The sequence below is a fragment of the uncultured Bradyrhizobium sp. genome (genome assembly GCF_936943645.1).
Lineage (GTDB): Bacteria > Pseudomonadota > Alphaproteobacteria > Rhizobiales > Xanthobacteraceae > Bradyrhizobium.
In genome coordinates, this window is record NZ_CAKZJO010000082.1 from 122,838 (window position 1) to 136,368 (window position 13,531).

Sequence of the window (13,531 nt, forward strand, 5' to 3'; positions counted from 1 at the left end):
CGGGCAGCATTCGAGACCCGGCCGGCGAGGCAGCGCCTTGCGGACCGTCATTGAAATGCGGGAGATCTTGCGAGGACGGCAATCTACACTTGTTTTGCCCGGCAGTCAAGCCGAATTAGCCTTTTCAGAAATCATGAGCGCGGCGCAGATTGAGGAACTTTTGTTCCCCGATTTGCATTTTGCTAGGAGAACCCTTCCCCATCGAGGTCTCCCATTCCATGAGCGAGAGCGCCCTCACCCCGACGAAGTCCGCGCCGACGCTGTTGCAAAGACTGGGGCCGGGCCTGATCACCGGAGCCGCCGACGACGATCCGTCGGGCATCGCCACCTATTCGCAGGCCGGCGCGCAATTCGGTTACGGGCTGTTGTGGACCGTCTTCCTCACGACGCCCTTCATGATCGCGATCCAGCTCGTCAGCGCGCAGATCGGCCGCGTCACCGGCAAGGGGCTCGCCGCCAATGTCATGAAGGTCGCACCACGCTGGGCGGTGCTCGGCCTCGTCGCCCTGCTGGTGGCCGCCAATACCTTCAATATCGCCGCCGACATCGCCGCGATGGCCGAGGCGCTCTCGCTCGTCATCGGCGGGCTCAACCACGAGCATGCGCTGATCTTCGCAGCGGGCTCCACGCTGCTGCAGGTCTTCCTGCCCTATCGCCGCTATTCGCCGGTGCTGAAATTCCTCACCCTGGCGCTGTTCGCCTATGTCGCGACCGCCTTCACCGTGAAGATCCCCTGGAGCACGGCGCTGCTCGCCGCGGTGTGGCCCAAGGCCAATTTCAGCGCCGACTATCTGATGATGGTGGTGGCCATGCTCGGCACCACGATCAGCCCGTATCTGTTCTTCTGGCAGGCCTCGCAGGAAGTCGAGGAGATGAACCAGGGCAAGCGCGACAGGCCGCTGCGCGAGCTCAAGCGCGGCGGCACCCATGAACTCGACCGCATCAAGACCGACACCTTCTCGGGCATGCTGCTCTCCAACGGCATCGCCTTCTTCATCATCCTCACGACCGCTTCCGTGTTGCATGCGAACGGCGTCACCAGGATCAATTCGGCGACCGAGGCGGCCGAAGCGCTGCGGCCGCTTGCCGGCGACTTCACCTTCGCGCTGTTCGCGCTCGGCATCATCGGCACGGGACTGCTGGCGATCCCGGTGCTGGCGGGCTCGGCGGCCTATGGCGTTGCGGAGATCTTCGGCTGGCGGGCCACGCTGGAGGCCAAGCCCGACGAGGCGGCCGGCTTCTACACCATCATCGCCGCGGCGACGATCATCGGCTTCGGCCTCGGCTTCACCGGGATCGACTCCATCCACATGCTGGTGTGGAGCGCGGTGCTCAACGGCATCGTCGCGGTCCCGATCATGGCGATGATGATGCTGATCGTCTCGAACCGCGCGATCATGGGCCGCTTCCGCGGCCGGACCTGGCTGATCTGGCTGGGCTGGGGCGGCACCGCGCTGATGGCGCTGGCCGTCCTCGCCATGTTCGGTTCGTCGCTGATCGGCTGACGCTAAACCGGCGACAGCGCCGCCGAGATCTGCGAGGCGATGATGAAGGCCGCGAACACGGCCGGCACGCTGATGAACCGCAAGAACTGATCTATCGAAAGCATCTGTCCCCCCAAAGACAAGAAGCGCCCTCGTCCGCCGCGCTATTCCGCCCCTTGCGCGACGTGCTGCCCGGCCGTCAAAAGCTGATCGGAAATGGCGGCCCCGCTCATGGTGAGCAGCGCCAGAATCGTAATCACGCCCAGGAATTTCATGGCCGGGAACGTCGCCTCCGATTGTGGCCAAAACGTCAGACTCTGGTTCGATTCAGCGACGATTCCGGGAAGATCAAGGCTATCCCCACCGGATTCTACGGGGTTTTTCCGCAAACCGGCCGCAATGCTTCCGCTCGCCGCATGACGTCGGGCTTCACGGCGCGGCACAGCTCGCCTAACAATTGCGGCCGGGCCCTGGTCTGCGACCGGGCCACAAGAAAACGAAATCCGCTTCGGGCGGCAGGGGAGCGACATGACAGCCTCATCAAAAGCGACAAGCCTCGAAATCCTCGCCTGCGATGCCGGCTGGAGAAACTACCATTTCGTCAAGCTGACGACCGAGGACGGCATCGTTGGCTGGAGCGAGTTTGACGAGGGGTTTGGCTCGCCCGGTGTCGGGGCCGCCATCCAGCGCCTCTCTGTCCGCGTCATCGGGCAGAACGTCTTCCAGCACGAGCGCATCCATGCCGAGTTGTTCGCGGCGACGCGCCCCGCAGCCGGCGGCGTGGTGGCGCAAGCGTTGGGTGCGATCGAGAACGCGCTGCTCGATGCCAAGGCGAAGTGCCTTGGCGTACCTTGTTACGAGCTGCTCGGCGGCAAGCTCCGCGACCGCATCAGGGTCTATTGGTCGCATTGCGCCACATGGCGCATCAATCATCCGTCCTGGTACAAGCCGCCGATCGAAAACCTCGACGGCGTCAAGGCGATGGGCCGCGAGGTGCGCGAGAAGAAGTTCACCGCGCTCAAGACCAACATCTTTTCCTATGACGGCGGCAAGCCGACCGGCTGGCGCCCCGGCTTCGGCTCGCCCTTCGCGCCCGAGATCAACGTCGATCGCAAAATCCTGCGCGACCTGCACATGCACCTGGAAGCGATCCGCGACGGTGCCGGCCCTGACGTCGACATTCTGCTGGACTGCAACTTCAACGCCAAGACCGAAGGCTACTTGAAGATCCTGCGCACCATCGCCGACATCGACATGTTCTGGGTCGAGATCGACAGCTTCAATCCGGAAGCCCTCGGTTATATCCGCAGGCAGAGCCCGCATCCGATTTCCTCCTGCGAAACGCTGCTCTCGTTGCGCGAATTCCTGCCCTATTTCCAGGCGCAGGCCATGGACGTTGCGATCATCGACACGCCCTGGAACGGTGTCTGGCAATCGATGAAGATCGCAGCCGCCGCGGAAGCTTTCGAGGTCAACGTCGCCCCGCACAATTTCTATGGGCATCTCTGCTCGATGACGAATGCGCATTTCTGCGCCGCCGTTCCGAACCTGCGCATCATGGAAATCGACATCGATCGTCTCGCCTGGGACCGCGAGCTCTTCACCCACGAGCCTGAGATCGAGAACGGCCATCTGATCGTACCGGACCGGCCCGGCTGGGGCACCGAACCGAACGAAGACGCCTTGCGCGCCCATCCGCCGAAGACGAGCGGGGGACTTCTGAATTATGGTCGAAAGAGCTGACGAGAATAGCTGACGGATTACGGCGTCACGGGATTGACGGTCGGGGACGTCTTGGGCCCCGGCCGTGCCGGCTCGATTGGCGATTTTGGGGTGGTCGGCAGCACCTTGGCGCCAGCGGCATGCGCCGCTTCGCCCGTGGTCGCAAACATCGCAACATGCGCAGGCTGGGTCTTGGCACGATTCCACGGGCCGTGGTCGACGATCAGCATTGCCGCAATCGTCACGCCAGCCACGATGAGCGCAATCACGCCGGGATGGCGAAGTGCGGTAGAGAGAGACATTGCGAAACGGCTACTTGTCATCGAAGGATCCGCTGTTGTCCTGGTGCAGGTTAATTCAAAGGCGCCCCTCCCGGTTCCCTGCATCCGTCCAGCAAGTTCCGGGCCAAACTGGGCGCGCCTGCAGCAAAAGCGCCCGCACCAAGGCCAGCACGCACTTCAACCATTGCCCTTGTAGCGCGCTGAGTGCCGTCCCCGAGATCTACTCGCCCGGAGCGATCGCGTTGCTCGGCGTCGGCCGGTCGGTGATCTGCTGGCCAAACAGGCTGCCGATCAGCTCGACGGCGGTACGCGCCGTCCGGCCACGTTCGTCCAGAAACGGATTGAGCTCGACGATGTCGACCGATCCGACCACGCCGGAATCGTGCAACAGCTCCATGATCAAATGCGCCTCGCGATAGGTCGCGCCACCCGGCACCGTGGTGCCGACGCCCGGCGCCACGCATGGGTCGAGGAAATCGACGTCGAAGCTGACATGCAGCACGCCGTTGCGCGCCTTGACCCGCTCGATGACGCGCCGGGTCAACACGGCGACGCCGAACTCGTCGATCTCTCGCATGTCGACGACCCTGATCCGGCGTGCGCGCATCAGCTCCTTTTCCAGCTTGTCGATCGAACGCGCGCCGAACAGATCGAGTCTGTCCGGATCGATCGAGGCGCGCGGATCGTCGCCGAGCAGGCCGTCGAGGCCGGGTTCGCCGCACAGGAACGCCGCCGACATGCCGTGCATGTTCGCGGTGATCGTCGTCTCCGGAGTGTTGTAGTCGGCATGGGCATCGAGCCAGAGCACGAACAGCTCCCGTCCTCGCTCCTGCCAATGACGTGCCATGGCATTGACCGATCCCATGGACAATGTGTGATCGCCGCCGAGGAAGATCGGCAGCGCCCCGGTTGCCGCGATCTCATGGCCTCGTTGGCTCAGGATCCGCGTCCAGCGTTGGATCTCACGGTAGTGATTGGCTCTTTCCGGCGGCCTGTCCGTGAGGTCACGGACCTCGCTTGCGGAAAGATCACCGTAGTCGACGACCTCGAGATCGAGATTTTCAAGCAGTGTCGCAAGGCCTGCGGTCCGCAGCGCCGCGGGGCCCATCAAGGTGCCGCGCTGCGATGCCCCCATGTCGATGGGCGCGCCGAGCAGGGCGATGCGCCGGGCTCGATCCGTCATGGTCCGATCGGTCACGGCTGTCTCCTGAATCAGCAAGGCTGCCACCAACCTAACAGAGATTCGCATCCGGCGTTTCCCAGGGGAAGCCAACGCGGACACATCGTCCGGAACAAAACCCCGCGCGCTGAATTGCCCATTCAAGGCCGGCACCCGCCGTTAATGACGGCGCCTGTCGCGGATAGCCAAAGGTCGTCAGACCCGCTGTTCAAAACGAGCGCTCGCGCGGATAGCCAAAGGTGCCGGCCTCAATCACCTGCCTTGGAGGTCGCGCGCTTGAGCACGGAGATACCGCAATCCACTTCCCAACCCGGAATGGCCGAACGTGCCATGGATACGGCCGCGGACGTCTCTCGCACGATCGGTGAAGTCGCCGGTGGTCTGCACGCAGCGGTCGACCGTCTGACCTCCGCAGTCGAGGAGTCGCGGAAACCCGGCGGAGCTCTCGCCACGGTCGCAGCGATCACGCGCGAAGCGCCGCTTGCGAGCCTCTTCGTCGCGTTCCTTCTTGGCGTATCGGTCGCGCGGCGGCGCTAGAAGCGACGTGACATTCCTCAGGCAGCGCTGACAGCCCCGAGCTCGGCCCCCAGGAACTGCGTTTCAAAGACCTGCGCCGGCATCGGACGGCCGAAGAAATATCCCTGCCCTTCCTCGCACCCCATGCTGACCAGGAAGTCGGCGGTGGCGCGGTCCTCGATGCCCTCTGCCACGACGGTGAGGCCGAGCTGCTTGCTGAGGCCAATGGTCGAGCCGACGATGGCAGCATCGTCGGAATTGGAGAGCAGACCGGACACGAACGACCGGTCGATCTTGAGCCCGTCGAGCGGAAACTTCTTGAGATAGCTCAGGCTCGCATAACCGGTACCGAAATCATCGAACAGGACCCGGACGCCGAGCTCCTGAATCCGCTTGAAGATGGCGAGCACGCGGCTTTCGTCCTGCAGCAGGATATCTTCCGTGACTTCGATTTCGAGAAGAGATGCGGTCAGTCCCGTCGCTTCGAGCAGCGCCGCGACTGACTGCGCGAGGTCGCCGGATTGAAGCTGCGAGGGCGAGAGATTGATCGCGACCCGCACGTTGCTGCCGGACAGCTCCCACGCGCGCGCCTGACGGCAGGCGGTCTCCATCACCCAGTTCGCGATCCGCTCGGACAGAGCCGAGCTGTTGACCACCGGCATGAACTCTCCCGGGGAGACATAGCCGCGCACGGGATGTCGCCAACGGATCAGCGCTTCGGCCCCGACCAGGCTGCCGTCGATCAGGCGGACCTGGGGCTGGTAGAACAGCTCGAACTCGCCCCGATCCGCCGCCAGCGCCAGCTCGCTCTCCAGCGTCAGCCGGTTCTCCAGCTCCTGCCTTATCGCGGCCTCGAAGAGCACATGGCTGCCCCGCCGCGTCGCCTTGGCACGGCTCAGCGCCAGATGGCCGTTGCTCAGGAGCTCGTCGGCGTTGTGTCCGCCTTCGGGATAGACTGCAACTCCGATGCTGATCCTGACGCGGTGCTGCCGCGCACCCGTCGCAAGCGGCGCTTCGAACGCCTGCACGATCCGCTCGGCGAACGCCGCGATCGGTTCGCCGGCCTCTGCACAGTCGAGCGCGATGGCGAATTCGTCGCCGCTGAGCCGGGCAACGACCGCCTTGCCATCGACTTCGATCCGGAGACGCTCGGCGACGGCCCGCAGCACGAGGTCGCCGGCTGCATGCCCAAGCATGTCGTTGATCTGCTGGAAGCCGTCGAGCCCGATCACGAGCAATGCGACCTCGCGAGGCTGTCGCTCTGCGTCCGCAATCATGCCCACCAGCCTGGCATGCAGCGTGTTGCGATTGGCAAGACCGGTCAGCGCGTCGTGTTCGGCAAGATATTTGATGCGTTCGGCTTCGCGCTTGCGGACCGAGATGTCGCGCAGGATCGCGCCGTATTGAAAGCCATCCGTTCCCTGCCAGCCCGAAAAGCTCGCCTCGACCGGGAAGGTTTCGCCATTCTTGCGCCGGCCCTCGAACTCGACGACGACCGCCCCGCCTGGAACGAGCAACGCCTGGCGCGCGGCGTCGTGCATGGAGGGGGTCGCGCCGCCCTCCGCCGCAGGCACCGCGCACAGCGTCTCGAACGGCCGGCCGATCATCTCGGCCGGCGTGTAGCCGAAGATCGCACTGGCGCCGGGATTCCAGACCGTGATGCGGTGATTCTCGTCGGTACAGACAAGACCGTCGCCGAGCGACATCGCGATCCGGTGAAAGCGGCTCTCGGCGATGCGTCCGAGCAGACCACGAAAATCGATCTCGTCCAGCGCAATCGCGGTCAGATAGGCGACAATGGCAATGTGCAGCAGCGATGTGTCGATGACGAGCGACCATCTTGCCTGCACCAGCGCTGCGGCGAGCTCGATAGCCACGCCGGCGCCGACGAGGACTACGACGCGAATTCCCGGTGCGAGGCGACGCCACGAATACATCATCAAGAGGCAGATCACGCCCAGGCCCAGGATCATGCCAATGTCGGAGGTCCAGCGCAGCGTCCGTCCCTGAAGGATCGATTCCGCAGCCAGCGCCTGGAGCACCGGCCCCGAAACGATCTTGCCGTTGGGAACGCTGAAGCGGTCGCCAAGCTCGAGCGCGGTGGCGCCGACGATGATCTTCTTGTCTCTCAGCCTTTCGAGCGCCACGGCATTGCCGCGCAGCGCGTCGACATAGGAGACAACAGGAATGGAGGCCGCACGAATGCTGAAATCGATCAGGAAAGGTGGCCGTCGATTGGCGTCCTTCCCGGCCAGCACGACGGCCATCGACGGCATCACGGCGTCGCCGAGCTTCTCGCCGAACGGATAGCGGCGAACGAGCCCGTCGGATTCGACGGCGACGTTCACGACGGCCGGCCAGGACTGGTTGCTGAACGGCTTCAAGGGGCGATTGATGTGGGCCGCGCCACCATTCGGCATCGGCTGCTTGAAGGACGGCAGGATGGTCGAGCCGCCGACCTCGCGAAGGGCCTTGACGAAGGCCTCGTCGGAAGCGGTATCCGACGGCGTGCTGAAATCGATGTCGAAGGCGATGTCGCCCGCTCCCGCCGCCGCAAGGCCGTGCAACAGCTCCGCGTGCAGTCGGCGCGGCCAGGGCCACACTCCGATCTGCTCGATGGACGGCGCGTCGATGGCCACCACGACGATTTCGCCGCTGGCCTCACGCGATTGCCAGGCGAACCGCAGATCGGTGAGCGCGTTGCGAAGCGCACCATGCCATCCCGTGGACAGCACGATCGCAAGCGCGATCACGACTAGGATATGCGGCCGATGGCGTCTCACTCCGATCCTCCCGCGCGCCCGCTACGTTGGGCGCGCCCCCTCGTCCCCTCAGGAAACCGCCTCAGCGTCGGCCGTAGGCGTGACCATGGCCGTTGCTGCCGTTGCCGCCGCCATTGCCATTGCCGTTACCGTTGTTGCCCTTGCCGTTGCCGGTGGCACCACTGTTGCCGTTGCCGTTGCCGTTGTTGCCGTTGCCGTTGTTACCGGAATTGCCATTGCCGCCAGCGTTTCCGTTGTTGCCGCCGGAGCTGTCGCTCGACGAACCGGCTGTCGCTGCCGCGATGGCCGCGCTCGACGAACTGCTGCTGCCAGCCGTTGCAACACCGCTTGTCGTCACCGCGGTCTGGACGGTGCTGTTGGATGCTGTCGTGCTCGCATTGCTGTCGCTCCAGACCGTCTCGGTACGGATGTTGGCGTTCGCGTTGCGCACCTGGCCGGGAGCCACCCCGCCATGGGCGAGTCCGCGCGTGACCTTATGGACGTTCAGCTTGACCTCGCCGAGCGAGCTCGAGATGCGCACGACGCCGGTGTTCGGAGCATGACGTCCTGCCGCCTGATGCGCCTGCTTCAGCGCGCCGGCCACCTTGCTCCCCTTGTCGATCGGGCCGAGCGCGTGGATCGCATGGCCGTTCGCCGCATTGCGCGGCGCGGTCAATCCCGATTTCGGCACGGGAATGCGCTCGATGCTCGACGCCCGCGGCTTGCCCTGCTCGATCGCATTGAACGACCCGGCGCCGCTCAGGCTGAGACCGGGCTTGCCGTGCTCGAACGCCGTGGCCGCCTGCCCCTTCATGACCTGGGCAATCTGCCCCGTCCTGAAGTCGGAGACCTCGACCTGGCCGCGCAGCACGCCGACCTTGGTGCTGCCTGCCCCCACCGTGACGCTGAACTGCGTTCCCTTCACGACGGCGGCGAGATAGGGCGTCTCGACCTCGAAATGCTTGACGTTGCGCTTCTCGACCTCGAGCAGGATCGATCCCGCCTGCTGGATGATCGTGGTCGACAGACCCTCCTTCTTCTCGGCCGGCAAGCCGACCACGGAGTTGGGAGAGATCAGAATCGTTTCCTCGCCGCGGACGAGCAGGACACGTCCATTGCGCCCGGTACGAATGGTATCGCCTGGCTTCAGCGTCCCTTCCTGGCTCAACGACACCTGCTGCGCGCCGTTCGTTGCAAGCCAGACCTCGCCCGACGACTTGCTGACCGACCAGGCCCCGTCATCGGCGGCAGATGCGCCGGAGGCCGTTCCCAGGATCAGCGCGGCCAACAAGGCGCACCGCATTCCAATCTTGCCGAACATGACGATCCCTCAGTCCGCGTGACAGCCAAGCCTGAGGGGTATCCGAAATCACTCAAGATAGAATTAGCGGGAAGCGACCAGCGGAGCGGCCGGATTAACCAATCATTGACCATAAAAATCTATGAAAAATCATGCGCCTAACGAAGCCTTACCGCCGCATGGCAATTCCTCCGTGGAACTACGGGGAAGGCTCCGCTGCGCACGCTGGGAAGAGGCATCTCATTACCGCGCTGACGGCGTTGCTACCGATTTTCATCGGAGTTTCCGAGGCGCTCGCCCAACAGGCCAACCAGCCCGGGTTCGATCCGCGCCAGCCCGAGAAATACTTTGAAAACCAAACCGAGCGGGAAACGCTGAGCCGGCCGCCGGTCAGGCTGCCGACGGTCGGCCAGCCCAACACCGGTGGCGATACCAAGCCGCAATTCGTGCTGCGCGGCGTCAACGTCAGCGGCGCCCACGCCATCTCCCGCGATCGCATTGCCGCGGTCTATCAACCCTATCTCGGCAAGAAGGTCTCGCAGGCGGATCTCGCCGGGATCGCCGGTTCGATCAGCGATCTCTACCGCGCCGGCGGTTTCCACCTGAGCCGGGCGATCGTGCCGCCGCAGGACATTGCCGACGGCCAGGTCCGGATCCAGGTGATCGAAGGCGCCATCGTGCAGGTCGAGCTGAAAGGCGACGGCGCCGAACAGTTCGGTGTCAGGCCGATGCTGGGGCCGGTTCTGGCGGAGCAACCGTCGCGCCTTCCGACGCTGGAACGCCAGCTCTTCCTCATCAACGGCAGGCCGGGCGTTCGGATCACCGATAGTGCTCTGGAGGAAATCGGCGGCACCTCCGGCCGCTTCCGTCTCATCCTCTCCCTGAAGACATGGCACGTGTTCTCCTCGTTCGGCCTGGACAATCTCGGATCATCCTCGGTCGGACCGTGGCAGACCTACGCCACCGGCGCGTTCAACTCCTACCTCGCCCCTGGAGACACGCTGGCGGTCAACCTGTCGACCATTGCCAACGATCCTCGCCAGCTCGGCTTTGCGCGCCTGTCCTATGACACGCCCGTCGGCGTCGATGGTGTGCGCCTCGGCGCCTCCGTGCTCTACAGCGCGGTCAGGCCGGGCGATCTCCGCCGCCTCGACAGCGACATCACGACGACCGAGGCCTTCGAACTGCGTGCCAGCGCCGTTCCGCTGCAATCGCAATCCTCCACGCTCACGCTGACTGCGGCCACGACCTTCAGCAATGTATCCGAGCACGACCTTTACGGCCCCTGGTACAACGACCACATCAGGACGGCGAGCCTGACCGCCGACTATCGCCTGCAGGATTCCTTCGGCGGCACCAGTTTCGCGACGCTGACCTATCGCCAGGGCCTCGACGTCTTCGGCGCTTCGCATTTCGACGACGATCTGTTGTCGCGCGACGGCGCCTCCTCGAACTTCTCGGTGCTGAATCTCTGGTTCACGCGTTACCAGACGATCAACGATGCCTGGTCGCTCAAGCTCGCTGCGGCGAGCCAGACCGCGTCGCGGCCCTTGTTCACCTCGCAGCAGTTCTATCTCGGCGGCCTGGCCTTCGGCCGCGGCTATGGCGCAGCCGAGATCAGCGGCGATAACGGCCTTGCCGGCTCGCTCGAACTGCGTTTCGACCAGAAGCTCAATTTCCGCTACTGGACCGGCTATCAGCTCTACGCCTTCGGCGACGCCGGCGCCGTCTGGAACGACGGCTATCGCCTGAGCGACGGCCTGTCGCTCACGTCGGCCGGAGCCGGCGTGCGCTTCTTCCTGCCGGACGATCTGCAGGCCGATCTCGGCGTGGCCGTTCCCCTGAGCTACCGGGCGCCGGACAACGAGCGCCGCAGCCCCCGCTTCCTGTTCACATTGTCGAGCGCGTTCCGGCTCTGCCCCGAACGCGGCAGGTCGGGCTGCCTCTAGGCCCCCCGGTCGTTTGCGCAAGTTGCTTCGACATGCGGCCCTTTTGCGCCCTTGCTCACAGAGTTGCCTAAATTTAATCCCGTAACCTGCGCACGGTCGCTCGATCCGGGAGTTCCCAATGACCATGTTCAGCCAAACGTGATTTGAGACCAATCATGAAGCGGGTGCTTGCAATCCTGGCGTTTCTTTGCGTCCTCGGCGTCGGGGAGTATTTCCTCGTCAGCCGGCTCGCGATCCGCCACGAGACCTTGGCGCTTTTCGACGCCTCGCGGCAGCGGCCGATTTCGGTCGAGTTGGCGGTGCGGCGTGATTACGAGACCAAGGCCAATCTCGGCCTCTGGAAACTTCCGCTCGCCATCATCAGCAACGGCAACACCGTCAAGGCCACCGAATATTCCTTCCTGGCCAACGTGCTCGCCGCGCGCGGTTATCTGGTTGCCAGCATCCAGCAAGACCTGCCGAGCGACCCGCCCCTGATGACCCATGTCGGCCAGCAATATGTCGGCCGGCGCGAGGTCTACATCCGCTGCGAGGCCAACATCCTGTTCGTGCTGGACCAGCTGCGGAGACAGCAGGAGAACGTCGATTACGACCACATCACCCTCGTCGGTCACTCCAACGGCGGCGATGTCTCCATGTATGTCGCCCATCAGCACCCGGAGCTGGTGTCGAAGGTGATCACGCTCGACAATCTGCGAGTCCCCTTCGTGCTCAGCGACGGCATGAAGATCCTGTCGTTCCGATCGAAGGACCCGCATTTCGTGACCGATCCCGGCGTGCTGCCGACGCCGGAAGAGGCCAAGGCGCGCGGCATCGACATCATCCACACCGGCGCCCAGCACACGGAAATGAGCGATCGCGGCCCCAACTCGGTCAAGGAGAAGATCCAGGAAACGCTCGACCGCTTCCTGCGCGACAGCGCCAGCAGCGCGCTGGCGCCGGCCGACACGAAAAGCCCGATGATCATGAATCCGGGCGATTATTAGCCGAAATTCGCTTTGCGGCAGATCAAGGCGCCTCCGAGACGGCAGGCTACAAAGCCCTATGGCCTCGGAGAGACACGTGTCCAACTATATCGAAAGTCTTGATACGAAGGGTCTCGACACCACGAGTCTTGACACCACAAGCCTTGATATAAGAAGTCTTGATATAGGAAGTCTTGATAAAGGAAGTCTTGGCCTGCCCGCGGCGAGAATGCCGGCATTCTTACGGCATCTTCATCGTTCGGCCCGCAAGCTGCTGCGGTCGATCATCGCTCGTATTGATCTCTCGCAATTTCCGGGATCGTGCTGCGGATAGAAATGCGGCCGCAACGAATGCATGAAGGTTACCCTATGCGCCAGCATTTGAGACGAATTGGCCTGCTGCTTGCCGTAACCTCCGGCGTCGGCTCCTCGGCAGCGCTCGCGGCCGATGCCGATCACGGTGCCGACCTCGCCAAGCGCTGGTGCGCAAGCTGCCATGTCGTCGCGAACGGCCAGACCCAGGCGAGCGCCGACGTCCCCTCCTTCGCTTCCGTGGCGCGCAAGCCGGACTTCAGTCCGGAGAGGCTCGCTTTCTTCCTGCTCGATCCGCACCCGAAGATGCCGAACTTCCCCTTGAGCCGGACCGAAGCCGGCGACATCGCGGCTTACATCGCGACGCTGCGTTAAAGCATGATCCGGACCCGAAGGGCCTCGTTAGCGCAAAGTGCGAGGCAGTTTTCCGGGAGGACATGCGCAAACAACAACCCAGAGCGCGATGACGGTCCATCCAAGTCTCATCGCGCGTGAGTCGCGCGCCGGGCACGGCACCTGCCAAAAATGCAAATCCCTGCCGGAGGACCGACAGGGATCAGCAAAAGAGATGACGGACGACGAATGACCTCATTCGGTGGTCAGTCAAAGGATCTGCGCCAGCATCGAAGTTCGGATCTCCACGCCGCGCAGGTTCAATCTTGCGAGGACGCCGTGTGCCGGCCGCAAATCAGGACTTACCCTTGCCCGGTTGCATGAGACTGCCGGTCATCTGCCGCATGTGATCTCCGGCACTGGTGAACTGGCTGCGCAGGAAATCGGACTGGATTCGCATCGCTTCCTGAAGGTCGGTGGCGTGAACCAGCTTGCGCGCATGCTCGAACGCCGACTTCATATTCTGCTCGGTGAAAACCAGCGCCTGCTTCGACACCTCCGTCCCCGCGCCCGGAACGGTCGACATCGACTTGCTCGCGGCTTCGAAAAACATGCCGAACGCCTTTTCGGCCTGGTCAATCGTCTTCTCGGCCAGGTCGCGCAGTTCGGCCGGAACTTCGAGCTTCGGTTCGATCATGGTCGCACTCCTCCCGTTTTCCCGACTGAA

The 13,531-nt window shown here is 63.9% G+C and carries 12 protein-coding genes; 7 read left to right on the plus strand and 5 right to left on the minus strand.

Annotated features, from left to right (window positions below):
* The first annotated feature begins 218 nt into the window (after positions 1–218).
* Both Q0743_RS23120 and Q0743_RS23125 read left to right on the plus strand, forming a co-directional pair.
* Positions 219–1,505: an NRAMP family divalent metal transporter gene (locus Q0743_RS23120; RefSeq protein WP_298243789.1), complete on the plus strand. Its 1,287-nt coding sequence runs from the start codon at positions 219–221 to the stop codon at positions 1,503–1,505.
* A 507-nt stretch (positions 1,506–2,012) separates the two neighbouring features.
* Positions 2,013–3,227: a mandelate racemase/muconate lactonizing enzyme family protein gene (locus Q0743_RS23125; protein WP_298243790.1), complete on the plus strand. Its 1,215-nt coding sequence runs from the start codon at positions 2,013–2,015 to the stop codon at positions 3,225–3,227.
* Between the two features lie 17 nt (positions 3,228–3,244).
* Here Q0743_RS23125 and Q0743_RS23130 read toward each other — a convergent pair whose 3' ends face one another.
* Complete coding sequence (locus tag Q0743_RS23130) at positions 3,245–3,529, minus strand: hypothetical protein (protein ID WP_298243791.1); 285 nt, start codon at positions 3,527–3,529, stop codon at positions 3,245–3,247.
* Between the two features lie 178 nt (positions 3,530–3,707).
* Positions 3,708–4,685 (minus strand): arginase, encoded by a 978-nt coding sequence (gene rocF, locus Q0743_RS23135; protein ID WP_298243824.1) that lies wholly within the window; start codon positions 4,683–4,685, stop codon positions 3,708–3,710.
* A gap of 258 nt (positions 4,686–4,943) precedes the next feature.
* Here rocF and Q0743_RS23140 point away from each other — a divergent pair, with 258 nt between their 5' ends.
* Positions 4,944–5,204: a hypothetical protein gene (locus tag Q0743_RS23140; RefSeq protein WP_298243792.1), complete on the plus strand. Its 261-nt coding sequence runs from the start codon at positions 4,944–4,946 to the stop codon at positions 5,202–5,204.
* A gap of 17 nt (positions 5,205–5,221) precedes the next feature.
* Here Q0743_RS23140 and Q0743_RS23145 read toward each other — a convergent pair whose 3' ends face one another.
* Together Q0743_RS23145 and Q0743_RS23150 are read right to left on the minus strand one after the other, a co-directional pair.
* Complete coding sequence (locus Q0743_RS23145) at positions 5,222–7,966, minus strand: EAL domain-containing protein (RefSeq protein WP_298243793.1); 2,745 nt, start codon at positions 7,964–7,966, stop codon at positions 5,222–5,224.
* A gap of 61 nt (positions 7,967–8,027) precedes the next feature.
* Positions 8,028–9,266, minus strand: a complete 1,239-nt coding sequence (locus Q0743_RS23150; protein ID WP_298243794.1) for a FecR family protein — start codon at positions 9,264–9,266, stop codon at positions 8,028–8,030.
* Positions 9,267–9,397: 131 nt separating this feature from the next.
* Between Q0743_RS23150 and Q0743_RS23155 the strand changes: the two genes are divergently transcribed.
* From Q0743_RS23155 to Q0743_RS23170, 4 genes are all read left to right on the plus strand, one after another.
* Complete coding sequence (locus Q0743_RS23155) at positions 9,398–11,194, plus strand: POTRA domain-containing protein (protein WP_298243795.1); 1,797 nt, start codon at positions 9,398–9,400, stop codon at positions 11,192–11,194.
* A gap of 155 nt (positions 11,195–11,349) precedes the next feature.
* On the plus strand, positions 11,350–12,180 hold the full coding sequence (locus Q0743_RS23160; RefSeq protein ID WP_298243796.1) for an alpha/beta fold hydrolase: 831 nt from the start codon (positions 11,350–11,352) through the stop codon (positions 12,178–12,180).
* Positions 12,181–12,256: 76 nt separating this feature from the next.
* A complete protein-coding gene (locus tag Q0743_RS23165; protein ID WP_298243797.1) occupies positions 12,257–12,493 on the plus strand; it encodes a hypothetical protein in 237 nt (78 codons plus the stop codon).
* A gap of 35 nt (positions 12,494–12,528) precedes the next feature.
* Positions 12,529–12,846 (plus strand): cytochrome c, encoded by a 318-nt coding sequence (locus Q0743_RS23170; protein WP_298243798.1) that lies wholly within the window; start codon positions 12,529–12,531, stop codon positions 12,844–12,846.
* 313 nt (positions 12,847–13,159) lie between these two features.
* Here Q0743_RS23170 and Q0743_RS23175 read toward each other — a convergent pair whose 3' ends face one another.
* Positions 13,160–13,501, minus strand: coding sequence for a phasin (locus tag Q0743_RS23175; RefSeq protein ID WP_097661927.1), 342 nt, complete (start codon positions 13,499–13,501; stop codon positions 13,160–13,162).
* Positions 13,502–13,531: the final 30 nt, after the last annotated feature.